This is a genomic window from Cellulomonas sp. H30R-01, from assembly GCF_010119915.1.
In the GTDB taxonomy this organism is placed as follows: domain Bacteria; phylum Actinomycetota; class Actinomycetes; order Actinomycetales; family Cellulomonadaceae; genus Cellulomonas; species Cellulomonas algicola.
The window spans coordinates 3,995,033-4,020,702 of the sequence record NZ_CP048210.1; the positions used below are offsets into that span (position 1 = coordinate 3,995,033).

The 25,670-nt window shown below is 75.3% G+C and carries 18 protein-coding genes; 7 read left to right on the forward strand and 11 right to left on the reverse strand.

Annotated elements, in window-relative coordinates:
* Nucleotides 1-12: 12 nt before the first annotated feature.
* The 3 genes from GXP71_RS17805 to GXP71_RS17815 all read right to left on the reverse strand — a co-directional run bounded on the left by GXP71_RS17805 (nt 13) and on the right by GXP71_RS17815 (nt 3,498).
* Nucleotides 13-1,926, reverse strand: coding sequence for an NHL domain-containing thioredoxin family protein (locus GXP71_RS17805; RefSeq protein ID WP_162353751.1), 1,914 nt, complete (start codon nt 1,924-1,926; stop codon nt 13-15).
* Between the two features lie 68 nt (nt 1,927-1,994).
* Nucleotides 1,995-2,159 carry a hypothetical protein gene (locus GXP71_RS17810; RefSeq protein ID WP_162353752.1) on the reverse strand — a complete coding sequence of 55 codons (165 nt, stop codon included), beginning with the start codon at nt 2,157-2,159 and terminating at the stop codon, nt 1,995-1,997.
* A gap of 262 nt (nt 2,160-2,421) precedes the next feature.
* Nucleotides 2,422-3,498, reverse strand: coding sequence for a lytic polysaccharide monooxygenase (locus GXP71_RS17815; RefSeq protein ID WP_162353753.1), 1,077 nt, complete (start codon nt 3,496-3,498; stop codon nt 2,422-2,424).
* A 242-nt stretch (nt 3,499-3,740) separates the two neighbouring features.
* On the opposite strand from GXP71_RS17815, the gene GXP71_RS17820 reads away from it, so the two are divergent.
* Nucleotides 3,741-4,562 carry a patatin-like phospholipase family protein gene (locus GXP71_RS17820; RefSeq protein ID WP_162353754.1) on the forward strand — a complete coding sequence of 274 codons (822 nt, stop codon included), beginning with the start codon at nt 3,741-3,743 and terminating at the stop codon, nt 4,560-4,562.
* A complete protein-coding gene (locus GXP71_RS17825) occupies nt 4,559-5,701 on the forward strand; it encodes a 1-acyl-sn-glycerol-3-phosphate acyltransferase (protein WP_238402486.1) in 1,143 nt (380 codons plus the stop codon). Before GXP71_RS17820 ends, GXP71_RS17825 begins: the two co-directional genes overlap by 4 nt.
* A gap of 25 nt (nt 5,702-5,726) precedes the next feature.
* Here the strand turns inward: GXP71_RS17825 and GXP71_RS17830 are convergent, their stop codons facing one another.
* From GXP71_RS17830 to GXP71_RS17840, 3 genes are all read right to left on the reverse strand, one after another.
* Entirely contained in the window at nt 5,727-6,824 is a 1,098-nt protein-coding gene (locus GXP71_RS17830) for a methyltransferase (protein ID WP_238402487.1), read from the reverse strand.
* A gap of 388 nt (nt 6,825-7,212) precedes the next feature.
* Nucleotides 7,213-7,818: a TetR/AcrR family transcriptional regulator gene (locus GXP71_RS17835; RefSeq protein WP_124342853.1), complete on the reverse strand. Its 606-nt coding sequence runs from the start codon at nt 7,816-7,818 to the stop codon at nt 7,213-7,215.
* A 53-nt stretch (nt 7,819-7,871) separates the two neighbouring features.
* Nucleotides 7,872-9,920, reverse strand: a complete 2,049-nt coding sequence (locus GXP71_RS17840) for a hypothetical protein (RefSeq protein WP_162353755.1) — start codon at nt 9,918-9,920, stop codon at nt 7,872-7,874.
* A gap of 294 nt (nt 9,921-10,214) precedes the next feature.
* Here GXP71_RS17840 and GXP71_RS17845 point away from each other — a divergent pair, with 294 nt between their 5' ends.
* The 5 genes from GXP71_RS17845 (at nt 10,215) to GXP71_RS17865 (ending at nt 15,790) form a co-directional block, all read left to right on the forward strand.
* Nucleotides 10,215-11,498, forward strand: coding sequence for a transcriptional regulator (locus tag GXP71_RS17845; protein ID WP_162353756.1), 1,284 nt, complete (start codon nt 10,215-10,217; stop codon nt 11,496-11,498).
* A gap of 313 nt (nt 11,499-11,811) precedes the next feature.
* Nucleotides 11,812-13,335: an aldehyde dehydrogenase family protein gene (locus tag GXP71_RS17850; RefSeq protein WP_162353757.1), complete on the forward strand. Its 1,524-nt coding sequence runs from the start codon at nt 11,812-11,814 to the stop codon at nt 13,333-13,335.
* 141 nt (nt 13,336-13,476) lie between these two features.
* Complete coding sequence (locus tag GXP71_RS17855; RefSeq protein ID WP_162353758.1) at nt 13,477-13,866, forward strand: DUF779 domain-containing protein; 390 nt, start codon at nt 13,477-13,479, stop codon at nt 13,864-13,866.
* A gap of 144 nt (nt 13,867-14,010) precedes the next feature.
* On the forward strand, nt 14,011-14,574 hold the full coding sequence (locus GXP71_RS17860; protein WP_162353759.1) for a DinB family protein: 564 nt from the start codon (nt 14,011-14,013) through the stop codon (nt 14,572-14,574).
* A gap of 244 nt (nt 14,575-14,818) precedes the next feature.
* A complete protein-coding gene (locus tag GXP71_RS17865) occupies nt 14,819-15,790 on the forward strand; it encodes a hypothetical protein (protein ID WP_162353760.1) in 972 nt (323 codons plus the stop codon).
* 178 nt (nt 15,791-15,968) lie between these two features.
* On the opposite strand, the gene GXP71_RS17870 is transcribed toward GXP71_RS17865, so the two are convergent.
* The 5 genes from GXP71_RS17870 to GXP71_RS17890 all read right to left on the reverse strand — a co-directional run bounded on the left by GXP71_RS17870 (nt 15,969) and on the right by GXP71_RS17890 (nt 25,472).
* The gene (locus tag GXP71_RS17870) at nt 15,969-16,886 is read right to left on the reverse strand and encodes a transglutaminase family protein (protein ID WP_162353761.1); all 918 of its coding nucleotides are present in this window, start codon (nt 16,884-16,886) and stop codon (nt 15,969-15,971) included.
* Complete coding sequence (locus GXP71_RS17875; protein WP_162353762.1) at nt 16,883-19,690, reverse strand: circularly permuted type 2 ATP-grasp protein; 2,808 nt, start codon at nt 19,688-19,690, stop codon at nt 16,883-16,885. Before GXP71_RS17875 ends, GXP71_RS17870 begins: the two co-directional genes overlap by 4 nt.
* Nucleotides 19,691-19,995: 305 nt before the next feature.
* Nucleotides 19,996-21,966: a glycoside hydrolase family 15 protein gene (locus tag GXP71_RS17880; protein WP_162353763.1), complete on the reverse strand. Its 1,971-nt coding sequence runs from the start codon at nt 21,964-21,966 to the stop codon at nt 19,996-19,998.
* Nucleotides 21,967-22,090: 124 nt separating this feature from the next.
* Nucleotides 22,091-23,473, reverse strand: coding sequence for an aminotransferase class V-fold PLP-dependent enzyme (locus tag GXP71_RS17885; protein WP_162354429.1), 1,383 nt, complete (start codon nt 23,471-23,473; stop codon nt 22,091-22,093).
* A 205-nt stretch (nt 23,474-23,678) separates the two neighbouring features.
* Nucleotides 23,679-25,472 carry an alpha/beta hydrolase gene (locus GXP71_RS17890; RefSeq protein ID WP_162353764.1) on the reverse strand — a complete coding sequence of 598 codons (1,794 nt, stop codon included), beginning with the start codon at nt 25,470-25,472 and terminating at the stop codon, nt 23,679-23,681.
* Nucleotides 25,473-25,670: the final 198 nt, after the last annotated feature.

Consider the following 25,670-nt stretch of genomic DNA (forward strand, 5'->3'; position numbering starts at 1 on the left):
CTCGGTGCGGCGTCAGCCGTGCAGGGGGAGCGTGAGCGTCGTCGGCGCGCCCTCGACGACGCGCACCGGCACACCCCAGTCCTGCGCGTTGAGGTGGCAGGCGGGGTACTCGACGGCGGGGTCGGCGTCGCACGACGCCGCGTGCGCGGTCACGTGCAGCACGCCCGCGCCGACGGCGGGGTCGAGCCGTAGCGCGCGCGTGAGCGGGACGTCGTCGCCCGCGCCGTCGAGCAGCAGGCCGGGCGGCGTCGAGGACACCTGCAGACGCGTCGACGGGCCGTACCGGTCGTCGTACTTCTGCCCGGCGGCGGGCGTGAAGACGACGTCGAGCAGCACGTCGCCGGGCGCGAGCTCGGTCACGGGCCGCTGCGTGCGGTGCGCTCCGCCGTCGACGACCTGGCCGGCACCCGCGGGCAGTGCGACGCGCGTGACGCGGTGCGCCGCGGACTCGACGACGAGCACGTCGAGCCCTCCGTCGCCCGCCGCAGCCCCGGTCAGCACGACGAGCCCGCTCGGCTCCGCGAGGTCGCGCGCGACCGTCGTCACCTCGCCGGCACCGGCGCTCTCGCCGTCGGCAGGCGGGACGTAGCGGCGCACGGCGCCGTTGTAGGTGTCCGCGACGAGGACGGACCCGTCGGGCAGCGCGGCGACGCCGAGCGGGTGCTGCATGCGGGCCTGGTCGGCGCGCCCGTCGCGGTGGCCGAAGTCGAACAGCCCCTCGCCGACGGCGGTGTGCAGGGTCCCGTCGGCGGGGTCGAGCCAGCGCAGCGCGGACGTCTCGGAGTCGGCGACCCAGACGCGCCCGTCGGGTCCGACCGACAGCCCCGACGGCTGGGCGAGCCACGCGTCCGTGCCGGGTCCGTCGAGCAGGCCCTCGTTCATGGTCCCGGCGACGTGCCGCAGCCGCGTCCCGTCGAAGGTCCAGAGCGTGTGGTTGCCGGCCATCGCGACGAGGAACGCGCCGAGCGCGTCGGACCACACCACGTCCCACGGCGACGACAGGCGCACGTCGAGCGCCGGCCCGTCGTACCCGGCGCCCGTGCCGCCGCCGCGCACGTTGTCGGCCGCGCCGACCATGAGCTGCTCGCCCGTGCCCGCGACCGTCGTGACGTGCCCGTCGGCGAGCCGCACGCCGCGCAGCGCGTGGTTGACGGTGTCGGCGACGAGGACGTCGTACCCGAGCGCGTCCCGCAGGTGGTCCGGCACGAGGGCCAGGCCGTTCGGCTCGCTGAACCGGGCGTCGTCCGGACCGCCGTCGACGAGCCCGCGCTCGCCGGACCCGAGCCGCCGCAGCAGCGTCGCCCCGTCGGCCGCGACCTCGGTCAGCGCGTGGTGCCCCGCGTCCGCGACGAGCAGCGAGCCGCCGGGCAGCGTGACGGCCTTCGCGGGGAAGCGCAGCGTCCCGGCGGTCGGCGCAGGCGGCACGTACGGGCCGTCGCCGCGGTGCAGCGTGCCCTTCGCGTCGTGCGCGGCGACGAGCTCGTCGAGCAGCACCTCGAGGTTGTGCCGGTGCCCCTCGCCGGCCATCTGCGCGACGACGTACCCCTCGGGGTCGATCACGACGAGCGTCGGCCAGGCGCGTGCCGTGTACGCCGACCACGTGACGAGCTCCGGGTCGTCCAGCACCGGGTGGTGCACCTCGTACCGCTCGACGGCCGCTGCCAGCGCGACCGGGTCGGCCTCGTGGACGAACTTCGGCGAGTGCACCCCGACCACGACGAGCACGTCGCGGAACCGCTCCTCGACCTCGCGCAGCTCGTCGAGCAGGTGCAGGCAGTTGATGCAGCAGAAGGTCCAGAAGTCCAGCACGACGACCTTGCCGCGCAGGTCGGCGAGCGTCACGTCCTTCCCGCCGGTGTTGAGCCACCCCCGCCCGACGAGCTCGGAGGCGCGGACACGGGGGAGGCGGGTGCTGCTCGCGGTCACGCCCCTAGTGGATCACGCGCGCGGCGCCGGCCAGGCCCGTGCCGCCCGTCGTCGGGGACGGTGCGGCGTCACTGGAGGCGGGAGACGAACGTGAGGCCCAGCGCGACGACGGCCGCGACGGCCAGCAGGAGCCAGTAGCCGCGGCGGCGCCAGAACTGGGCGGGCGGCTCGGGGTCGTGCGTGCCCGACGGGTCCTGCGGGCGGGGCTCGTGGTCGGGGGTGTCGCTCGGCACGGGACGCTCCGTCGGTGGTCGGCTGGGCGGTCGGTCGGCCTCATCCTGCCGCGCGCCGCGACGACGACCAAGGAGCGACGTGCCCCGCGCCTCGTCCGGGACGACGGGCGGCGGGTCGGGGACGCGCGCCGCCAGACCCGTGCGACTCACGACGACGCACGCGCGCCGCCCCACCTCCGCGCGTCACGACGACGGACGCCCGCCGCCCGACCCGTGCGGGTCAGGACGACGGGCGTCCGGGTGGTGCGGTGGAACGGGTCGGTCAGTGCGTGCCGCAGGAGACCGCGGACACGCCCTGGCCGTTGCCGCTGCCGATGAACCCGGCGGTGGCGGTGCCGCCCGCGGGCAGCTTGCTGTTGTAGTCGACGCTGGTCAGCGTGTTCGCCGCGGACAGGGTGGCGCTCCACGCCTGCTGGACGGTCGTGCCACCGATCGCGGTGTGCCAGCCGGTGATCGCGCTGGAGCCGGCCTTGACGGTGACCTCACCCACGAAGCCGGTGCTCCACGAGTTCACGACCTTCACCGTCGCGGTGCAGGTGCCCGGGCCCGAGGTCTGCGTGGGCGTCGGGGTCGGCGTCGGCGTGACGGTCGGCGTCGGGGTGACCGTCGGCGTCGGCGTGACGGTCGGGGTCGGCGTGACCGTCGGCGTCGGGGTCACGGTCGGCGTCGGCGTGCTCGTGCCGCCGATGTTGATGTCCGAGCACAGGTAGTACGGCTGGTCGAGGTGGCTGGCCTGCCAGATCGTGAACAGCACGGCACGGCCGCTGTAGCCCGTGAGGTCGACGTCGGTCTGGTACAGGCCCGTCGTCGGGTAGCGCCCGGTCTCCTTGACCAGGGTGATGTCGTCCCAGCCGAGCGCCTCGGTGGTCGGGTCGTAGCCCGGCTTCGAGACGTAGATGCGCAGGTAGTCGGCGCCGTGCTTCGCACCGTCGGTCAGCGTGAGCTGGAACTTCGTCGGGACGTTCTTCGCGACCCACGGGCCGGGCGTGTCGAGGTAGTCGTACCGCGGCGAGAAGGTGCGGCCGCCGGAGCAGAGCTGCCCGTTCGGGATGACGGCCTCGTGCCGGCCGCCGACGTTCTCGCGGTACAGGCCGTTCCAGTTCCACATCGCGTTCGGGTCGTGCTGGTACGCGCCCCAGCACATGGGGTCGACGTTCTTCATGTTCTGGTTGAGGTGGTCCGAGCCCCAGACCTCCCAGCACCGGTAGTTCCGGGTGGGCGGGTCCGTGACGGATCCGTGGGCGGAGGCGGGTGCGGACGTGACGACGGCGGCGCCGATGGCCACCGCGACCGCCGCCAGGGCGGCGAAGAGCGTGCGTGGGCGTGCACGGACGGTCATGTGTGCGGGTCTCCTCTCGATGCGGGACGGCCCCGTGAGCGCGTCCCGGCACCGGCCTCGCTGCCGTCCGCCGAGGTCGCGTCCCCCTAGGGCCTCCACCCTGCGGACGACCTGCCCTTTCGGGCCACCGTCTGAAGCGATTCGCGCCTCACTTTCGACACCGGGCGGCCCGGCCGTGACCAGCGGCGGCGGCCTGGGGACGTCGCCGGGCCCTGCGTCGTCGGCTGTGCCACGATCCGGTCATGACGGTGGGGTTCGTGCTGGGCGGCGGCGGTGTGCGCGGCGCCGTGCAGGTCGGCATGCTCCAGGCGCTGTTCGAGGCGGGCATCCGGCCCGACACGGTCGTCGGCACGTCGATCGGCGCGATCAACGGCGCGGCCGTCGCGGCGGACCCGACGCCGTCGGTCGTCGAGACGCTGCTGCAGGCGTGGGCGTCGCCGGCCGCCGCGGCCGTCTACGGCGACTCGTGGCCCAAGCAGCTGCGCCGGCTCGCACGCTCGAAGACGCACCTCAACGACCCCGCACCGCTGCGCGGCCTGCTCGAGGAGATGCTCGGCGCCGACCGGACGTTCGAGCAGCTCGACGTCCCGCTGGCCGTCGCGGCGGCGTGCATCGAGCGGACGGCGGAGCGCTGGTTCGACAGCGGGCCGCTCATCCCCGCGGTGCTCGCGTCGTCGTCGGTGCCGGGCGTCCTGCCGCCGACGAAGATCGGCGACGAGCACTTCGTCGACGGCGGCATCGTGAACTCCATCCCGCTCGGCGAGGCCGTGGACCGCGGCGCGACGACGGTGTACGTGCTCCAGGTCGGACGGATCGAGGAGGCGGTCGTGGCACCGCAGAAGCCGAGCGACGTGGCGCGGGTGAGCTTCGAGATCGCGCGCCGGCACCGGTTCACGCGCGAGATCGAGCGGGTCCCGGAGGGGGTCGCGGTGCACGTCCTGCCGAGCGGCGGTCCGGCACCCGGCGACGAGAAGCTCGGGTCGTACCGGCGGATGGACGCGACCCGACGACGCATCGACGCCGCCCGCGAGGCGACGCGCGCGTACCTCGAGGCCCGGTCATGACGTGGCGCCTGCCGCCGCGGTGGGTGCGGCGGGTCGTGCTCGCGCCCGCGATCGTCGCGCTCGCGGTCCTGCTGGTGCCGACGAGCCTCATGCTGGTCCTGCTGGTGCTGGGCGCGGTGACGTGGGCCTTGCCGGGGCGGCTGCGGATCCCGCGCGCGCTGTGGATGGCGAGCTTCTACGTCCTGTGGGACGCCGCGTGCCTGGTCGCGCTGCTCGGTCTGTGGATCGGGTCCGGGTTCGGGTGGGCGATCCACCGACCGGCGTTCGAGCGGGCCCACTACCGGCTGGCCCGCCGCATGCTGCAGGTGCTGTTCTGGCAGGTCCGCTGGACGCTGCGCCTGAGGATCGACATCGTCGACGCCGACCTCGGCACCGTCCTCACCGGGCAGCCGATCGTCGTCGCGAGCCGGCACGCCGGACCCGGCGACTCGTTCATCCTGGTCCACGCGCTGCTCAACTGGTTCGACCGCGAGCCGCGGATCGTCCTCAAGGACACCCTGCAGTGGGACCCGGCGATCGACGTGCTCCTCAACCGGCTGCCCACGCAGTTCATCACCCCCCGCAAGGCCCGCCGCGACGGCTCTCCCGGTCTCGCGGCGGCCGTCGGGGACCTCGCGGACGGGCTCGGGCCGCGCGGAGCGCTGCTGATCTTCCCCGAGGGCGGCAACTTCACGCCCCGACGGCGGCGCGCCCGCATCGACGCGCTGCGGCGCGAGGGTCGCGACGAGCTCGTCGTGCAGGCCGAGCAGATGACCAACGTGATGGCGCCGCACGCGGGCGGCGTGCTGTCCGCGCTCGACGAGGCGCCCGACGCCGGCGTCGTGTTCGTCGGGCACACCGGGCTCGACCGGCTGGTCACGGTGCACGACATCTGGCGCGAGCTGCCCATGGACAAGCGCATCGTCATGAAGGGGTGGAGCGTCGCCCCGGCGGACGTGCCGCGCGACCGCGACGCGGCCGAGGAGTGGCTGTTCGCGTCGTGGCTGCGCATCGACGAGTGGATCGAGCAGAACGAGCCGCCGGTGGCCGGGACCGCGTCCGAGAGCCGGCCTGCGGCGGTGGCGGCGGGTGCGGGGCCGGACGTCGCGTCGGCCGACCTCGGTGCTCCCGGTGACGGGCGAGCGCCGACCGACGGGTAGTCGAGGAGGGTCGGCGCCGGAGCCGTCAGACCGCGTCGAGCACGTAGACGCGGGGGTGATGGCCCTTCGCGAAGACCCGCAGCGTGTCCCGCACGGACCACAGCGCCGACGCCTCGCGCAGGCACCGCTCCATGACCTTGACCTCGTGCGTCACGACGACGCTCCGTGCTCCCGGTGCCGCCGCGGCCCGTGCGGACCGCAGCACCCCGGCGTGCACGTCGACGGCCGACGCGTGGTCGCCGTGCAGCCCGCTCCACGGCGGGTCGACGAGCACGAGGTCGAACGCCCCGGCCTCCCAGGGTCCGTCGGCGCCGGGGGTGCTCGTGAGCACGTCGGCCGCGACGAGCGTCGCGCGGACGTGCGCGGCGGCGAGGTTGGCGCGGGCCGCGTCGAGCGCCTCGGCGGAGACGTCGACACCGACGGCGGTCGCGGCCGGGCCCGCCAGCAGGCGCTCGGCGAGCAGCGTGCCGGAGCCGCACATGAGGTTGAGCACGCGGTCGTCGTCACGCACGCCGCCGAGGCGGACCATCGCCGCCGCGATCGTCGCGTTGAGCGCGCCGGGGTAGTCGGTGACGCGCCACGTGCGGGCGGACAGCGGGCGCGGACCGACGCGCACGAGCACGTCCCAGCCCGGGTCGACGTCGGCTCCCTCGCGACGCCCGTCCTTGCCGGACGCCCCCGCACCGCCCGCCGCCGAGCGAGCACCGCCCACCGTGGAGCGTGCGCCGCCGCCCGGGGTGCGCGCGCCGCGACGCACGCGGAGGACCAGCTGGCCGTCGGCGGGGTCGTGCTTCAGGCCGGTCGCGTCGTGCAGCAGGTCCGCCAGGCGGGCGAAGACCGCGGAGTCCGAACCGGCCGCCTCGAACCGGAACGACGACGAGCCCGCGACGCGCAGCGACGCGTAGACGGCGTCGACGATCCGCGCGAGGTGGTCGCCGCTCGTCAGCGACCTGGGCCGCGGCACGTCGAAGTGCAGCGACACGTACGCGGCGACGGCGGTGCGCAGCCGCAGCACGTCGGCGAGGGGGCCGTCGAGCCGGACCGCGAGAGCGTCGTCCCGGCCCGCGACGTCGACGGGTGCGCGCCGTGGCGCGAGCACCTCGACGACCTCGTCGTGCAGCACGTCGCGCAGCCCGTCGAGGTAGGTGAGCTCGACGAGCGTCCCCGTCGGGCGCGCTGCGGTCTGCGACGTCCCCCGCTCGCGCGCGGACCGTGCCGCAGGCGGCGTGCCGCGCCGCTCCCGCCGCTGGTCGCGCCGCTCGTCGGTGCTGGACCGCGGTCGCCGGTCGTCGACGCCGCCGGGCCGTGCGCGTCGCTCGTCGTTCGTCGGGCGTGCGCGTCGGTCGTCACCGCTCGGGCGGGTGCGTCGGTCGTCACCGCCGGGGCGGGCGCGCCGGTCGTCGGACGTGGGCTGTCGGCGCTGGTCGTCGGGACGCTTCCCCCCGCCGCCCGGACGGCCCTGGCCGCCCGGCCCTGGGCGTCGGCCGGGTCGGCTGTCGCGGTGCGGCACGTCAGGCGGGGACGGGCGTGAGGGCGCCGACGGCGCGGAGCACGAACGTCTCGGTCTGCTCGATCGCGCGCTCGCGCTCGGCGCCGCCCTGGGGCACGCCACGGCCGGACAGGCACGCGTTGACGAGCGGGACGATCGTGTCGACGTCCTGGTCGGGGAAGACGCCCGACTCGATCCCGGCGGCGAGGATGCGGCGCAGGATCTGCTCGACGACGACGACGTGCTCGCGCACCCGCTGCTGGGCGCCGCGGGACAGGACGGAGCGCAGCTCGGGCCCGGGGGCGACGTGGTAGACGCGCGTCAGCGACGCCTGCTGACGGACGTAGGTGCGGAGCTGCTCGACGGGGTCGTCGATGTCGTCGAGCGAGCGCTGCAGGGTGGCGGTGTACTGCTCGGTCTCGTGGGTGATGAAGCCGAGGAGCAGCGCCTCCTTGTCGGGGAAGTGGTTGTAGACGGCGGTGCGTCCGACGCCGGCGGCCTGGGCGATCTCGGCGAGCGTGATGGCGTCGAAGCCGCGCTCGGCCATGAGGGCGGACAGCGCGGCGAAGAGCTTGCTGCGCGTCTGCTCGCGGTGCTCGTGCAGCGACCCGCCGATGATCTTGGGCATGGTGACATCGTCTCACGTTCTGTCAGAAACACGTCCCCGTGCCCGCCCGCTGGTCAGGAGCGCGCTCGCGGCCGCGCGAACACCCCGCCGACGAACCCGAGCACCGCCCCGACGAGGATCAGCGGCACACCGTTGGTCACGACGAACGCGTCGTCGACGGGGAACTGCAGCTGTGCGACGAGCGCCCCGACCCCGAGCAGCGCGGCGAGGATCGCCGACCGCCGGATCTGCTTCCCGGTCCCGGTCAGCCCGAGCAGCATGATCAGCGCGAGCAGCGCGACCAGCAGCGTCGCGGCGACGGCCGCCGCGATGCTGATCGCGACCTCGTTGCCCGTCGACGCCTCCGTCACGACGAGCTCGAGGTCGACGACCTGACCGTCGAGCCAGGGCAGCAGCGCCCCCGCGATCATCGCGAGCGCGCCGAGCCAGACGAGCCACCGCTTCGCGACGGGCCGCCAGTCGCGCGCCGTCTGCGTGAGCGTCGCCGCGCCCTCGACCGACCCTGCGGCGTCGCTCGCCACGACGGTCACCGCACGGGACCGCTGCGTCCCGCCGTCGGGCAGGGGGGCGTCGAACGAGAGCTGCACGCGCGCGACCTGACCGGGAGCGACCGCGAGCTGGTCCTGCGAGAACGTGAACCGCGCCTGCCCGAGCTCGTCACGGGCCGCGAGCCGCACCGTCAGCGGCGACGTGCCGGCACGGTTGTCGACGTCGACCGCGAACGCCCCGCGTCGCGCCTCGGTGGACAACGTCGCCGGCGACACCTGCAGCCGTGCGGTCGTGATCGGGTCGGCCGGTGCGCTCACGTCGAGCACCCCCGTCGCCTCGACCTCGCGCCGCCCGTCCGACACGACGACCGAGAACGGCCGCGCCGCCGACGTGCCCGGCGGCGGGGCGCTGGTCCGCAGCAGCGCGTGCACGCGCGTCGCCCGGCCGCCCGGCACGACGAACCGGTCGTGCCCGAACGAGAACGCGACGAGGCGCTGGGGGTCGCGGCCGGTCACGTCGACCGCGAGCCCGTCGTCCTCGGCCCGGTTGTCGACGATGACGTCGAACGCGCCCGTGTCCGTCCCGACGACGTGCAGGTGGCTCGGCTCGAGGCGCACCGTGAACGGCTCGGGCTCCTCCTCCGCGGCAGTCCGCTGCACGACGGTGACCGACGTGGACACGGGGCCGTCGTCGTCGGACGCCGACAACGTGAGCCGCCGCGTCGCCTCGCGGCCCGGGTCGGGTGCGGGCGCGCTGAACCGCACGCGCACGTCCGCGGTGCCGAGCGCCGGGACGTCGACGGCGGGCGGCACGACGTCGGCACGCACGACGTCCTCGTCGTCCTGCACGGTCAGCGCGTAGTGCCGCGGGTGGTTCGACGCGCGGTTGTCGACCGTCACGGTGAACGCGCCGTCGGTCGCGTCGTCGAGCTGCAGCAGGTGCGGGCGTGTCGTGAGCGTCGGCGGCGGGCCGTAGGGCGGCACGGTGACCCGCACGGCGACGGGCGCGGCCTTGGTGGGGTCGAGCGACGACCGCACGAGCATCGGCAGGTCGAGGTTCTGCGCCACGACGGGCTCCCCGGCGCGGGCCGCGAGCGTCACGGTGACGGTGCGCGCCTCGCCCGGCATGAGGTTCGCGTCGTCGTGCGTCACGACGAGCCACGACGGGGGCGCGAGCGCGTGCACGACCATCCCGTCGACGACCGGCGACACGTTCTTCAGCGACAGCGTGAACGTGCCCGGCGCGTCCTTCGTGACGACGACCGCCGCCTGCTCGGGCGACACGACGGGGACCTCGGCGCGCTCCTCGGGCCGCAGCTCCGCGGCGGGCGTGGCCCCGGCGGCGACCCCGACCGGCCCGGTCCCGGCCGCCGGCGTCGCGGGTGCGGGCGTCGTGGGGGAGGGTGCGGTCGTCGCGGGGCTCGTCGTCGGTGCGGGCGCGGTCGCCGTCGTCGCGGGCGCGGGGCCCGTCACCGGCGCGGTCGTCGTGGGCGCGCTCGTCGGGCCGGTCGGCGGTTGCCCGCCGTCCCAGCCGAAGTACGTGTCGCACACCCGGCAGAACTCGGCCGTCGCCGGGTTCACGGCGCCGCACACGTCGCAGATGCGCTCGGCCATACCGTCTCCCTCGACCTTCGTCAGGCTAGTCGCGCGGCCCCGGGCCGCGGCAGACCGTGCACGAAAGGGCAGCCGACGCTGCCCGGGCACGCCGGTGGACGTCCGCCGCGCCACGAAGAAGGAGCGCGCGACGGCACGGGAAGTACGCCCGACGGCCGCCGGTCCGAGCGGAGGCCCCCGGGGCCCGGCGAGACCGCGACGACACGTTCCCGGACACCCGCGCGGAAATAGCGGACGATTCGTACACTCGGAGGTCACGGGGGCAGTGCTCGGCGGTGGGTCGAGGGGAGAGTCATGTCGCAGCACGACTCCGTGCGGGTCGCCCACGAGTACTTCGTCACCACCGGGCGGCTCGCCGGGCAGCACGTCCGACGCCTCGTCGCCGACTCGTGGCGACGCAGCGCGCGCAGCGGCGTCGACCCCGAGGTCCCCGCGCCACCCGTCGACATGGCCGGCCGCGCCCTCACCTCCTACCGCCGCGGGCACGCGCTCTCGGCCGCGATGCCCGTCGTGCGCGACCTCCTGGTCCGGCCGGGCGCGGGCGCGGGGTGGATCACCGCGCTGACCGACGACGCGGGTCGCCTGCTGTGGGTCGAGGGCGACCGCGACGTGCGCCGCAAGGTCGAGGGCGTCGGGTTCGTCGAGGGTGCCGTGTGGAGCGAGGACCGCGCCGGGACGAACGCGCCCGGTGTCGTGCTCGTCACCGAGCGGCCCGCGCAGGTCGTCGGGACCGAGCACTACGCGCGCACCGTCCACCCGTGGAACTGCACCGCCGCGCCCGTCCGCGCACCGTCCGGGCAGGTGCTCGGCGTGCTCGACGTGACGGGCGGCCCGGTGGTCGCGACCGCCGTGATGATGTCGCTGGTGCGCGCGACCGTCGCCGCCGTCGAGGCCGAGCTCGCGCGCGTCGCCGCCGGACCCGTGCTGCAGATGCCGTCCGACCGGGTCGTCACGGCGATCACCGGCGGGCAGCGGACGGCCGTCGGTGCGCGGCTCCGCGTGCTCGGTCCCGCGGTGCCGACGCTGCACCTCGACGGCCGCGACGTGCGCCTCACGCTGCGGCACGCCGAGATCCTGCTGCTCCTCGCGCAGCACCCCGCCGGGCTCACCGCCGACGAGCTCGCCGTGCAGCTCAGCGACGACGTGCTGTCCGACGTGACCGTGCGCGCCGAGGTGTCGCGCCTGCGCCGCGTCGTCGGGCCCCTGCTGTCGCCGTCCCGCCCGTACCGCCTCACGGCGCCGATCCGGTCCGACGCGGACACCGTGCGCGGTCTGCTGGAGGTCGGCGACGTGGTCGCCGCGCTCGCCAACCACCCCGGCGTCGTCCTGCCGCGGTCCGTCGCGCCCGGCGTCGAGCGGATCCGCGAGGACCTGCGGGCCGACCTGCGCGCCGCCGTCCTGGCCAGCCCCGAGGAGGGCGCGGTGTCACGGTGGGTGTCGTCCGACGACGGCGCCGACGACTGGCAGGCGTGGCAGCGCCTCGCGGTCCTCGCCCCGCGCGGGACCCCCGCGCACGTCCAGGCCCGCGGCCGCCTCGACCTCCTGGCCCGCCGCCTGACGACCCACCGCGCCGGCTGACGTCACCGCGCACCGCCCTGCAGGCGGCCCCGCCACGGCCCCGGCCGTCGAGCGCCCGGGCGAACGCGCCCTCGAACCAGACCCGATGGCGCGCTCGACGACACGGCGACCGGTCGACCCGGGTCTCGTGACCGCCCACGGCCGCGGCGCGGTACCCAGCACCGGGTGGACGGTCCGCCCGCGCCGCCCACGCAGCAGCCGGTGCAACGGTCGTGCAACGGCGCGTGCCTAGCGTGGACGTGTCGCGGCAACGACGCCGTGACCCCGGGTTGCGCCACAAGCCTTCGCCCGGGGACCTCGCCAGGGAGGCGTGATGACCGTCTACGCGCCGCCGGGACAGCCCGGCAGCCTCATCTCCTACCGCGACCGCTACGACCACTGGATCGGCGGGGAGTTCGTCGCGCCCGCGTCCGGCCGCTACTTCGAGAACCCGAGCCCCGTGACGGGCCGGACGTTCACCGAGGTCGGCCGGGGCGACGCCGACGACGTCGAGCGTGCGCTCGACGCGGCGCACGGTGCGTCGCGCGCGTGGGGGAGGACGACCGCGACGGAGCGGGCCGTGATCCTCAACAAGATCGCGGACCGCATGGAGCAGAACCTCGAGATGCTCGCGGCGGCGGAGGCGTGGGAGAACGGCAAGCCGGTGCGGGAGACGCTCGCGTTCGACATCCCGCTCGCGATCGACCACTTCCGCTACTTCGCGGGCGCGATCCGGGCGCAGGAGGGGTCGATCTCGGAGATCGACGGCGACACGATCGCCTACCACTTCCACGAGCCGCTGGGCGTGGTCGCGCAGATCATCCCGTGGAACTTCCCGATCCTCATGGCGACGTGGAAGCTCGCGCCGGCACTGGCGGCGGGCAACGCGGTCGTCCTGAAGCCGGCCGAGCAGACGCCCGCGTCGATCCTGCTGCTCATGGAGCTGATCGGGGACCTGCTGCCCGCGGGCGTCGTCAACGTCGTCAACGGGTTCGGGGTCGAGGCGGGCAAGCCGCTCGCGTCGTCGCCGCGCGTGCGGAAGGTCGCGTTCACGGGCGAGACGACGACGGGCCGGCTGATCATGCAGTACGCCAGCCAGAACATCATCCCGGTGACCCTCGAGCTCGGCGGCAAGAGCCCCAACATCTTCTTCGAGGACGTCGTCCGCGAGAAGGACGGGTTCTACGACAAGGCGCTCGAGGGCTTCGCGATGTTCGCCCTCAACCAGGGCGAGGTGTGCACGTGCCCGTCGCGCGCGCTCATCCAGGAGTCGATCTACGACGAGTTCCTGGAGGCCGTGAAGCTGCGCACGGAGAGCATGCGCCAGGGCGACCCGCTCGACACGGAGACCCAGGTCGGCGCGCAGGCGTCGAACGACCAGCTCGAGAAGATCCTGTCCTACCTGGACATCGGCCGCGCGGAGGGGGCGCGGGTGGTGACGGGCGGGCACCGGGCAGAGCTGTCGGGCGACCTGGCGGGCGGGTACTACGTGACGCCGACGATCTTCGAGGGGAAGAACTCCATGCGGGTCTTCCAGGAGGAGATCTTCGGTCCCGTCGTGGCGGTGACGTCGTTCTCGGACTACGAGGACGCGATCTCGATCGCCAACGACACGCTGTACGGCCTCGGTGCCGGCGTCTGGTCCCGCGAGGCGGCGATCCAGTACCGCGCGGGCCGCGACATCGAGGCGGGCCGTGTGTGGACGAACTGCTACCACGCGTACCCCGCGGCGGCGGCGTTCGGCGGCTACAAGGGCTCGGGCGTCGGCCGCGAGAACCACAAGATGATGCTGGACCACTACCAGCAGACGAAGAACCTCCTCGTGTCGTACACGCAGGAGTCGCTCGGGCTGTTCTGACGGGCGGGCACGCGGTCGCGGCGGAGGTTCGGAGGGGAGCTTCCGCCGCGATCGTGGGGCACCAGGTCAGGACGACGGGCGACGCCGCCCGACGGCGGCCGGCCGGGGCACCGGTCGTCGCCGGGCGGGGGAGGAGGCGGGATGGGACTTCCGGAGCGGGTCGCGGCGACGGACGCCGCGCTCGACATGCTGCGGACGCTGCGCGCGCAGCACGGCGAGCTGATGATCCACCAGTCGGGCGGGTGCTGCGACGGGTCGTCGCCCATGTGCTACCCGGCGGGTGACCTGATCACGGGCGACGTCGACGTGCACCTCGGCGACCTCGACCTGGGCGACGGGGCTGCCGTGCCCGTGTGGATGACGCGCGCGCAGTACGAGTACTGGAAGCACACGCACCTGACGATCGACCTCGTCCCCGGCCGCGGTGCGGGGTTCTCGCTCGAGGCGCCCGAGGGCGTGCGGTTCCTGCTCAGGTCGCGCGTGCTCACGGACGAGGAGTACGGCGCGCTGCACGCGGCGGGGGTCGTCTGACGGGTGTCGCGGTCGACGTCGGCACGGGTGCGGTCGACGGTCCCGCGACGTCGTCGGCGTGCCCCGACGGACACGCGTCGTCGAGCAGCCGACAGGTGTGGACGAGGCGGCGACACGGCGGCGCGGAGCGTCTAGCGTGCGGGCATGACGAGCGAGCCGACGACCGACGCCCCCGCCGCCCAGCCCGCACCGGCGATCGAGCCCGACACCAAGGACTGGACCTGGGTGCTGCGCGAGCCGTGCCCGGAGTGCGGGTTCCAGGCCGCCGACGTCGACGTGCACGCGATCGGTGGCACGGTCCGCGACCTCACGCCACGGTGGATCTCCGCGCTCAACCGCGAGGACGCGCGCGTGCGCCCCGAGCCGCAGGTGTGGAGCGTGCTCGAGTACGGCGCGCACGTGCGGGACGTGCTCCGGGTGTTCGACCGCCGGCTCGCGCTGATGCTCGAGCAGGACGACCCGCTCTTCGAGAACTGGGACCAGGACGCGACGGCGCTCGCGGACCGCTACGACCTGCAGGACCCGGTCGTGGTCGCGGACGAGCTCGCGGACGCGGCCGACGTGATCGCGGACCGGTTCGACGCGGTGCGCGAGGACCAGGTGGAGCGCCCGGGCCGCCGGTCGAACGGGTCGGTGTTCACGGTCCGCACGCTCGGCCAGTACTTCGTGCACGACCTGGTGCACCACCTGCACGACGTGCGCGCCTGACGTCGTCGTCGCCCGGCGCCCGCGGCGCCCTCGGACCGGTCCCGTCCCGCTGAGGGGCTCCGGTGCGGGCGCGCCGCAACTTTTGTCCACAGGGTCTGTCCACAGCGGTGTGCAAAGTGTTGCGTCGATGTGGACACCTGAAGCGATTAGGCCCTGACCTGCGGTTCCGGCGTGTCCGAGGGACTCGCCGCGCCCGACACCACGCCGAAACCTGCCCGCAGCAATCCGGGGGTACGGTCCGCGCATGATCCTGGCCGAGGTCATCCCCGCGCCGCTCGTCGGCCGGCACGTCCTGGTGCTGCCCGCCGGCACCGACGTGCGCCCGCTCGCCGCCGCGTGGTTCCCGGGCGCCGTGTGGGAACGCCAGCCGCTCGACCCCGGCGAGCGACCCGCCGCCGCCCGGCCCACGGGCGCGCGGTTCCGCGGCATCGTCGTCGAGGCGCCGCGCCCCACCACCGGCCTCCTCCGGCTCGACGCGTCCGCCGCGCTCGACGGTCCCGTCCGGCTCGGCGAGCCCGTCGCGCGAGCGCTCGGGCTCGGCGCGCGCGAGCTCGACGCCTGGAGCCTCGTCGTGGGTGCCGGAGACGACGGGTCAGGGTCGGAGCCCGCGCGGACCGACGGCGCGCCCGGGGACCCCGCGTCACGGCACGAGCTCGCGGAGGGATGGACCGTCGCCGCCGCGCGGCGCGTGCGCGGGGCGGTCCTGCCCGCCGACGGGTCGCGCGTCGTCGCCCCCGACCCCGCCGCGGCCGTCGACCTCACCCTCTGGTCGCCGCTCCCGCTCGCTCCGCAGGACGTCGTCCCGCTCGTCCGGCCTGCCCTCGCGGGCGCCCGCATCGGCCCGGCCGACGCGCCGACGCCCGAGCCCGCCGACCCGACCGCGCAGCCGTTCTCGGTCGCCGCCGCCTTCGAGTACGACGGCGTCGTGACGATCCGCGCCGCCCGCGCGCGCGAGGTCCCGCTCGTGCTCTCCACCGTCGACCAGCGGCAGTACGGGACGTGGGCCTACCACGTCGCGTGGCAGCCGCCGGACTCGACCGAGCTGCTCCAGGAGCAGCCGTCGCAGCTGCACCTCATCGCGCGGTCGCGCGTGACCCCGTCCGTCGCGCGGGTCGCCGCGACGTTGTGGCGGGTCGCGGGCGGGACCGTCGTGGACAGCGGCGGGTTCGTCGTGACGCCCGACGAGCTCACCGACCGGGCGCGCGACCTGCGCTGACGACGGGATCGGCCGTCTGCCCGTCCGCCGCTGCGCCCGTCCGCCCGTCCGCCGGTCCGCCGGCGTGCGCCGGTCTGCCGTGCGGTCGTCCGCCGGTGCGCCGGTGCGTCCGTCCGCCGGTGCGCCCGTCTGCACGGCCGCCCGTCCGCTGGTCCGTCGGCCTGCCGCCCGCGCGACGTCAGAGGAACGGGTCGCTGCCCGACGGGACCAGGTCGACCTGGACCGACGGGTGCGCGCCGCGACCCTCGGTGAAGATGACGCCGCGCAGCGGCGGGACGTCGTGGTAGTCGCGCCCCCAGCCGAGCAGCACGTACCGGTCGTCGACGAGCTGGTCGTTCGTCGGGTCGATCTCGACCCACCCGGCCCCGGGCGCCCACGCCGACACCCACGCGTGCGACGCGTCGGCACCGCGCAGCTTCTCCCGGCCCGCGGGCGGGCGGGTCTCGATGTACCCCGACGAGTAGCGGGCGGGCAGGCCGTGCAGCCGCAGGGCCGCGATCATGAGGTGCGCGAAGTCCTGGCACACACCCGCGCGCTGCGCGAGGAGCTGGTCCTGCGTGGTGTGCACGGTCGTCGAGCCCGAGCGGTACGCGAGCTCGGTGCGGATGCGGTGCGCGAGGTCGACGAGCACCTCGCCGACCGGGCGGCCCGGGGTCAGCGTGGGCGCCGCGAAGTCCCGGACCGCCCGCGTGCGGCTGACGTGCGGCGACGGGAGCAGCGCCTCCCGCAGCCGGACGAGCGCGTGCTCGTCGACGGTCGCGACCCCGTCGCGGACCGACTCGGCGACCTCCTCCCACGGCATCGTGGGCAGCCGGTCGGGCTCCGGCTCGGCCGCGCGGGAGACCTCGATCGTCGACCGGGACGTCACGACGAGGCGCGTGTGCGGCTCGGTCACGCCGAAGTACGTCGTGCGGTTGCCGAAGTAGTCGACGTGCGCGGCGGTGTCGGCGGGCGCCGGGTCGATGTCGAGCGTCGTCGCGAGGCACGCCTGGCCGGGCACGTCGCGCGGCGTGAGCGTCGTGCGGCCGTAGGAGTCCGTGACGGGCTGCGCGTAGGTGTACGTCGTGCGGTGCACGAGGTCGTAGGTGCGGGTCATGCGGGCGCGTCCCAGAGGTCCTCGAGCGCCTGGCCGGGCGCGGGGCGGACGAAGTGCACCTTCTCGATCTCGTCCGCGGCGGAGCGCAGCCGCCAGCGCATCGACTCGAGCGTCTCGGCGAGCCGCGTCCGCCGGCCGTCCGTGCCGACGACCGAGGCCGCGGCGGGGTCGAGCTCCTCGACGAGCGCCACGACGTCACCGAGCAGGTGGTCGCGCTGGTCGGTCGACGCGCCCGCGACGGGCACGGCCGCGAGGTCCTCCTGGAGGCGGTCGAGCTGGTAGGCCAGCGACCGCGGGTTCGTGCGGTCGACCACGAGGAGGTCCAGCACCTGCGGCACGCGCGCGCCACCCTGGTACCGGCGACGCGCGGTGATGACGGACTCGTGCGTCGTGAGGACCGACTCCAGGACCAGGCGGTCGACGGTCACCGGGCGCTGGTCGGCGAGCGTGGCCTGCAGCGTCTCGACGAGGTGCTGCGCGCGCTCGATGCGACGGCCCGCGTCGAGGAGCCGCCACCCGACGTCACGGACGAGCCCCTCGGCGGCGATGCCCGCGACGGCCAGCAGCCCTTCGAGGACGCCGTCGAGCGCGGGCCGCAGCCCTGCGGTGACGGCTCGCAGGTCCGCCGCCGACGACGCCGACCGCGGGGTGCGGCTGCGGGCGCGCTCGTCGCGCAACGCGCGCTCGATGCGCGCGATGGGGCCGAACGTGTCGGTCGAGAGCTGGTCGCGCACGGCCGCCGCGCACGCGCCGAGACGACGCACCGACCGCGCCACCGTGCCGTCGCGTCGGGGGTCCAGCGCGAGCGCGCGCAGCGCGGGGGGAGCCGGGACGACCGGCCGGGCCGGGGCCTGCCCGGGGGCGGCGGACTCGGCCGCGACGGCCCCGGGCGCGACGGACCCCGGCGCGGCGGACCCGGGCGCGACGGACCCCGGCGCGACGGCCCCAGGCGCGACGGACCCTGGCGCGGTGGACCCGGGCGCGGTGGACCCGGGCGCGGTGGACCCGTGGGCGACGGACCCGGCTGCCGACCCGGACGAGACCGGGACGGCGGCGTCGTCGTGCTCGCCGGGCAGGGCGTCGGGCGTCAGGCTCGCGAGCAGCACCGCGAGCGCGCGCCCGCCCGCCGACGCCGGACGCGTGTGGAAGTCGTCCCAGCGGTCGGCGACGACGCGCAGCACGCGCGTGCGGTCCTCGGCCCGTTCCGCGTAGCGGCCCATCCAGTACAGGTTCTCCGCGGTGCGGGGCGAGATGCCGGTCGCGGGGATGCGTGCGACGACCGTGTCCGCGGGTGCCTCGTCGGCGGCCTCCGCGACGGGCTCCGCCGACGACGCGAGCACCCACACGTCCTTCGCCGTCGCCCCCGTCGCCGACGACACCACTGCCTGGGGCGCGACCCGCGCGAGCCCGCCCGCCATCACCGCGTACGTGGACCGGTGCGCGACCGCGAACGTGCGCAGCACCGCGGCGCGCGGGCCGAGGTCGGCGGGACCGACGCCGTCGGCGGTGGCCAGCTCGGACCCGACGCCCACGGGTGCGCCGTCGACGACCGGTCCGGCGGGGCCGACGGGCTCCTGGCCGACCCACGCCCACGGCTCGGCGGCGATGCGGTCCGCGAGGTCGGCGCGCTCGCGGTGGCCGAGGGTCCAGCCGAGGATCGCGCCGCCGTCGGCGCCGCGCGCGGTCGGCAGCAGCACGAGGCTCGCGAGGTTCGTCAGCACGTGCTGCCGGGACGCGTCGTCGCCGCACCACCACGTCGCGGCCGACGGCAGCAGCAGGTCCTGGTCGAGGACCGTGCGCGCCAGGCGGGGCAGGTACGCGAGCAGCGCCGGGTTCTCGAGCACCGAGCTGCCCAGCGGGTTGACCAGGCTGACCGTGCCCGCGCGCACCGCCCGGACCAGGCCGGGGACGCCGAGCCGTGAGCCGGCGCGCAGGTCGAGCGGGTCGCACCACTCGGCGTCGACGCGGCGCAGCAGCACGTCGACGCGCTCGAGCCCGTCGAGCCCGCGCATCCACACGCGCCCCTCGCGGACCAGCAGGTCGCCGCCCTCGACGAGCGGCAGGCCCAGCATCGACGCGAGGTACGCCTGGTCGAACGCGGTCTCGCTCGCCGGCCCCGACGACAGCAGCGCGACGCGCGGCTCGTCGGACTCGCGCGGCGCCGCGTCGCGCAGGGCCTGGCGCAGCGCGTGGAAGAACGGGCCGAGCCGCTGGATCGACGCCTGCCGGTAGGTGCCCGCCATGACCTGGGCGACGACGCGGCGGTCCTCCATCGCGTACGCCGCACCGGACGGCGCCTGCGTGCGGTCGGCGACCGCGCACCACTGGCCGGACCCGTCCCGGACGAGGTCCGTCGCGGTGAGCACGAGCTCGCGCCCGCCCGGCATCCGCAGCCCGTCGACCTGCCGCAGGAACCCGGGGTGCGCGAGCACCGTGGTCGGCGGCAGGAGCTGGTCGGTCAGCAGGCGGCGTGCGCCGTAGACGTCCTGCAGGACCGCGTCGAGCAGCTCGGCCCGCTGCACGAGCGCGGCGTCGAGGGCCGTCCACTCGGGCTCGTCGACGACGACCGGGACCGGGTCGAGCCGCCACGGGTGCGCGCCGCCCTCCGGTGCGTCGGCGCCGTACGTGACGCCGTGGTCCGCGAGCAGCCGCTCGGCCTCCGCGTGCGCGCGGGCCAGGTCGGCGGGCGTCGGCTCGTCGCCGGGGTCGACGACGCGCGACCAGTCGGGGCGGAAGTCGTCGAGCGTGACGCCCGCGTCCGACCCGTCGGCCGGTCGCACCGGCGTCGAGAGCAGGTCCGTCACGGGGACGAGTCTGTCCCATCGCCCCGCCGCACGACCGTCACGACCTGCCGCTGGACCCCACTTCCCACACCCGCCCACGCCCGTCCTGCCTCTCTGCACCACGCCGTCCGGCGCCGAGTTCGTCAGCTCGCGCCGAGCTCGCTGGTTCCCGCTGACGAACTCGGCAGGAAGGCGCGAAGTCAGCGACGGGAGCGGGCGGGAGGGGTGGGCGGGGGGGCGAGGTGGGGGCAGCAGGTGGGGAGGGCGCGGGTGGGGAGCGGGCTGGGGGAGGTGGGGTGCGGGCGGGAGGAGGGCGTCGTGAGGGGTCAGCCGCCGCGGTTCGGGGGTTCGAAGTGGATGCCGTCGTGGCCCGCGCGCTCCTCGGCGCGGATCACGTGCATGACCGCGTTGATGAGCGCGAGGTGCGTGAACGCCTGCGGGAAGTTGCCCAGGTGGCGGCCGGTGCGGGTGTCGATCTCCTCGGCGTACAGGTTGAGCGTCGACGCGAACGACAGCAGCCGCTCGCACAGCGCCCGGCCGCGCTCGAGCTCGCCGATCTCCACCAGCGCGCTGACCAGCCAGAACGAGCAGATCGTGAACGCACCCTCCTCCCCCTCGAGCCCGTCGTCGGTCTCCTCGACGCGGTACCGCAGGACCAGGCCGTCGACGGTGAGCTCGTCGGCGATCGCGAGCACGGTCGCGCGGACGCGCGGGTCGTCGGGCGGCAGGAACCGCAGCAGCGGCACGAGCAGCAGGGACGCGTCGAGCGCGTCGGAGCCGTACCGCTGCACGAACACGCCCCGGGAGTCGACGCCGTTGCGGCAGATGTCGGCGTGGATCTCGGCCGCGAGCTTGGCCCACTGCTCGGCGAAGTCGTGCTCGTCGTGCATCCGCGCGAGCCGTGCACCGCGGTCGAGCGCCACCCAGCACATGAGCTTCGACGACGTGAAGTGCTGCGGGTCGCCGCGCACCTCCCAGATGCCGCGGTCGGGCTCGTGCCAGTGCTTGATCGCGGCCTCGACCTGGAGCCTGAGGACGGGCCACAGCGACTCGGGCAGCTGCTCGCGCGACTTGGCGTGCAGGTACACCGAGTCGAGCACGGCACCCCACACGTCGTGCTGCTGCTGGTCGTACGCCGCGTTCCCGACGCGCACGGGCTGCGCGCCCTCGTAGCCGGACAGGTGCCCGAGCTCGGACTCGTCGAGCCGGTCCTCACCGCCGACCCCGTACATGATCTGGAGGTCCTTGTTCCCGCGGCAGACGTCGTGGATGAACGCGAAGAAGTCGTTCGCCTCACGGTCGAGGCCGAGCGTGTACAGGCCCCACAGGGCGAACGTCGAGTCGCGGATCCACGCGTACCGGTAGTCCCAGTTCCGCTCGCCGCCGGGGGTCTCGGGCAGCGACGTCGTGGCCGCCGCGAGCAGCGCGCCCGTCGGCGCGTACGTCAGACCCTTGAGCGTCAGGGCCGACCGCTGGAGGTACGTGCGCCACGGGTGGTCCGGGAAGACGCCGAGCGTGATCCACTCCCGCCAGTACTCCTGCGTGCGCCACGACATGTCCGCCGCCTGCTCCCACGTGCGCGGCGCGGGCAGCGGCGACCACGAGAGCGCGACGAACGCCTTGTCGCCGTTCGACATGCGCGTCCGCGCCGACGCGGCCCGCCCGTCGACCCCGAGCCGCAGGCTCGACGTGAGCGTCAGGCTGAGGTCGCCCTCCTCCTGCGGCACGGTCCGCACCGCGTGGTAGTCGGCGCCCGTGTACTCCCACTCGGTGTGCCCACGGCCGTAGTCGAGCGCCGGCTCGCACTCCACCTGCAGGTCGACGGTCCCGCTCACGCACGTGATCGTGCGCAGCAGGATGTGCTCGGCGTCGTCGTCCGTGGGCGTCCGGCGGTGCGTCGCCGAGCGCTCGGTCGTGTTGTGCCACGGCCCCATGACCATCGCGTCGCGCACCACGAGCCAGCCCGTCGGCGTCTGCCAGGTCGTCTCGAGCACGAGCGTGCCCGGGAGGTAGCGGCGGGCGGTCGGCACCTGGATCCCGTGCGGACCGACCCGGAACGAGCCCGCGGCACGGTCCAGGATCGACGCGAACACGCTCGGCGAGTCCGGTCGCGGCACGCACATCCACTCGACCGCGCCCGTCGGCGAGATCAGGCAGTTCGACTCGCAGTCCGACAGGAACGCGTAGCTCGCGATCGCGGGGAACGCCGAGCGGTGCTGCGAGTCGGAGCCGTGGTGCGGGCGCGTGAGGGCGACGTCGGCCCGGGAGGGGGCCTCGGGCGGGGGCACGGGCGTCATGTCCCCAGCGTCGACCCGCGCGGTGTCGCTGTCGCCACGAGCGTGTTGCGGTCGTGTGACGTGCGCGGACGCCGCCGCCGGTCCGTGCGGCGCTCGCAGGCTCCGGCCCTCGCGCGCCACCTGCTCAGCCTCCGTCGACCGCCGCGACCGCCCGCCGCACCGCCTCGACCGTCGCCGCGACCTCGGCGTCGTCCGTCGCCCAGTTGCTGACCGAGAACCGGACGACGTCCCGGCCCTGCCAGTGCGACGTGTACGCGTACGCGACCCCCTCCTCACGCAGCGCCGCCGCGACGGCCTGCGTGCGCGCGTCGTCCGCCAGCGCGACGCACACCTGCGTGTAGACGACGTCGTTGACGACCTCGACACCGTCGATGCGCGCGAGCGCGTCGGCCAGCGCGGTCGCGCCGTCGGCGAGCCGCTCGACCAGCGCCGCGACGCCCTGCCGCCCGAGCCAGGCGAGCGTCGCCCACACGGGCACCCCGCGCGAGCGGCGCGACATCTCGGGGACGGTCTCGTGCGGGTCGCTCGTCTCGGCCGCGACGAGGTAGCTCGCGCGGATGCCGAGCGCGGACCGCGCCGCCTCCCGGTCGGCGACGATCGCGATGCCGCTGTCGTAGGGCACGTTGAGCGTCTTGTGCGCGTCCGTCGCCCACGAGTCCGCCGTCTCGTACCCGTGCGTGAGGTGCGCGAGCCGTGGCGACGCCGCCGCCCACAGCCCGAACGCGCCGTCGACGTGCACCCACGCACCGGCCTCGTGCGCGACCGCGACCGCCGCGCCCACGTCGTCGAACGCGCCCGAGTGCACGTTGCCCGCCTGCAGGCAGACGATCGCGGGCCCGTCGCCGTCGGCGAGTGCGTCCGCGAGCGCGTCGACCGCGATGCGTCCCTGGTCGTCGGACGGCACGAGCCGTGCCGCCCCGAGCCCGAGGTAGCGCGCCGCGAGGTCGACGGACCCGTGCCGCTCCGCGCCCGCGATGAGCCGCACGCGCGGCGCGCCCGTCAGGCCCTCGGTGCTGACGTCCCAGCCGGTCTTGCGCAGCACGTGCTCGCGCCCGGCGGCGAGCCCGACGAGGTTCGCGGTCGTCGCGCCCGTCACGAACCCGACCGCCGACGCCGCGGGCAGCCCCAGCAGGTCGAGCAGCCACTCGCCCGCGAGGTCCTCGACGGCCGTCGTGCTCGGTGACGAGTGCCGCATGCCGCCGTTCTGGTCCCACGTGCTGACGAGCCAGTCCGCGGCCAGCGCCACCGGGTACGTGCCGCCGATGACCCAGCCGTAGAACCGCGGCGACTGGCTGGCCAGCAGCCCTGGCTCGACCGCGTCGGCGAGCCGGTCGAGGACCGCGCGCGGGTCCTGCGTCGACTCGGGAAGCGTCCGCCCGAGGGCGTCCTTGACCTCGCCGACGTCCGCCGCGGGCGGGATGGGTCGCTCCGGCACCTGGTCCAGCCACTCGACCGCCCGGTGCCGGGCGGCGTCGAGCAGGTCGCGGTAGTCGTCGACCGGGGACATGGGCACCTCGTCCGTGGTGCGCCGGCCGCCGGGCCGCGCACCCGCCGCGCCGCGGGCGCCGTCGCCCGCGGGGGTCCGCATGCTTCGGAGTGTTCTCCCGCGTCTGTACGCCGTCAACGCGCGGGATCTCGCGCGACGGCACGAGGGCCGGGCACCGTCGGACGGCACCCGGCCCTCGTTCCCCGCGTCGCGCGGCGTGGCGACGTCAGCCGCGCGGTGCGGCCCCCGGCAGCGGCGGCACGACCGGCGGCAGCGTGCGCTGCGGTGCGGCCTTGCGCGCCTGGTCCGGCACGACGAACGGCTGCGCGTCACCCACGCACACCGTGCCCTCGGCGGGCAGCGTCCCCGCGAGCAGGTAGCTGTCGACGGCGTCGGTCACGCACGCCGACGTGCCGTACGCCGTGTGGCCCCAGCTGTCGCTCGACAGCAGGCGGCTGCTGCCGAGGACGGCGTCGGCCCCGACCGCGCCGTCGTAGTTCGTCGCCGGGTCCCAGTAGTTGCCGACGACGAGCACGGGGTGCGCCGACGAGCGCGAGAACGGGCCGCGGTAGGCGTCCTCGTCCTTGACGGTCCACGTCGACGTCGCGCACGGCGCCGACGCCCACGTCCACAGCGGGCCGAAGCCCGGGGCGTCCGCGTCGGCGCGCTTGGCCGCGGCGGGCCACTGCGACGCCTTCGACGGGTTCAGCCCGTCCGTGCACAGCACCGACTGGAACGCGTCGAGCCCGTTCGGGTACGGGAAGCCGAGGCCGAGCGCGGCGCGCTGCGCGGCCTCCTGCGCCGCGGCCGCGTCCTGCTCCGCCTGGAGCGTGCGGAACCGCTCGACGAGCGCGGCGTTCGCCTGGGCGCCCTCCGGCGTGCCCGTGCCGCCGGCCTGGAGCGACGCGACGAACGAGAGGTCGGAGTCGACCCACTGCCAGCCGTCGGGCGCGTACAGGTCGGACAGCAGGAACGAGACGAACGTCGCGTAGGTGAGCGTGAACACGACCTCGCCGGTGTCGGGGTCGACGATGTCCACCGGCTGCTGCTTGAGGCCGTCGATCACCTCGTCGTAGACCGCGTGCGGCTCACCGAGCGCGGCCGTCTGGCACACGTCCGCGGCGTCGGCGCACCGGTCGAGGATCTCCTGCAGCGCCTTCCACGCGCCCTCGCCGGAGCGCAGCCGCTGCGTCTGCGGCACCGACGCGGTCGCGGGCGTCCCCGCCCACGCGGTCGGGTCGAGCACGCCGTCGATCACGAGCGCGCGGACGCGGTCGGGGAACAGGTTCGCGTACACGCTGCCCAGGTAGGTCCCGTACGAGAAGCCCAGGTACGTGAGCTGTGCGTCGCCGAACGTGCGGCGCAGCACGTCCATGTCACGCGCGACCTCGGCCGTCGACATCGACCCGGAGAGCGGCTTGCCCGTCGTCGAGCACGCGCGCCCGAACTTCTCCGACGACGCGACCGCGGCCTTCGTCTCCGCGTAGTCGACCGGGAACGCGACGTCCGTCAGCCCCGAGACCGCTGCCGCCTGCTGTCCGACGTCCTTGAAGCACTGCACGTTGCTGCTGTAGTTGGTGCCGCGCGGGTCGATCCCGACGATGTCGAAGCGCGCGAGCAGCTCGGGGGCCAGGAACTGCGGCGCCGCGGCCGCGATCTCGACGCCCGACCCGCCGGGCCCGCCGGGGTTGAGGAACAGCGTGCCGATCTTCCGCGCCGGGTCGCTCGCCGGGATCCGCAGCACCGCGACGTCGGTCGTCGCCCCGCGCGGCTCGTCGTAGTCGAGGGGGAGCGCTGCCACCCCGCACTGGGCGGTGGACCCGAAGAGCGGGCTGCAGTCGAACCAGCCGAGGTCGGGGACCTTCACGCGGTCGACGCGTGCGGCCTCGGTGCGGGACGTCCTGTCACCTCCGCCGGTGGGTGCCGCGGACGCGGCGGTCGCGGTCGGGACGACCGCGGCGGCGACGGTGAGTGCGGCGAGCGCCGCGACGAGCGTGCGTGCTGATCTGCGCAACTGCATGCTTCCCCCTGCCGGCGTGCCGTCGGCCGCCCCTGTGCGGCCTGCTGGCCGGCACGCGCCGCCCCCACCCTCTCGACGCCCTCGCGCGCGCCACAAGGGCCTCACCGGGCCCTTCACCGGACGTGCGCAACTGGACGTCCGCCCTGGTCGCGGGCCGGCTCGTGCCGTCGGCGACCGCCTCCGGCGGCGCGCGGTCCG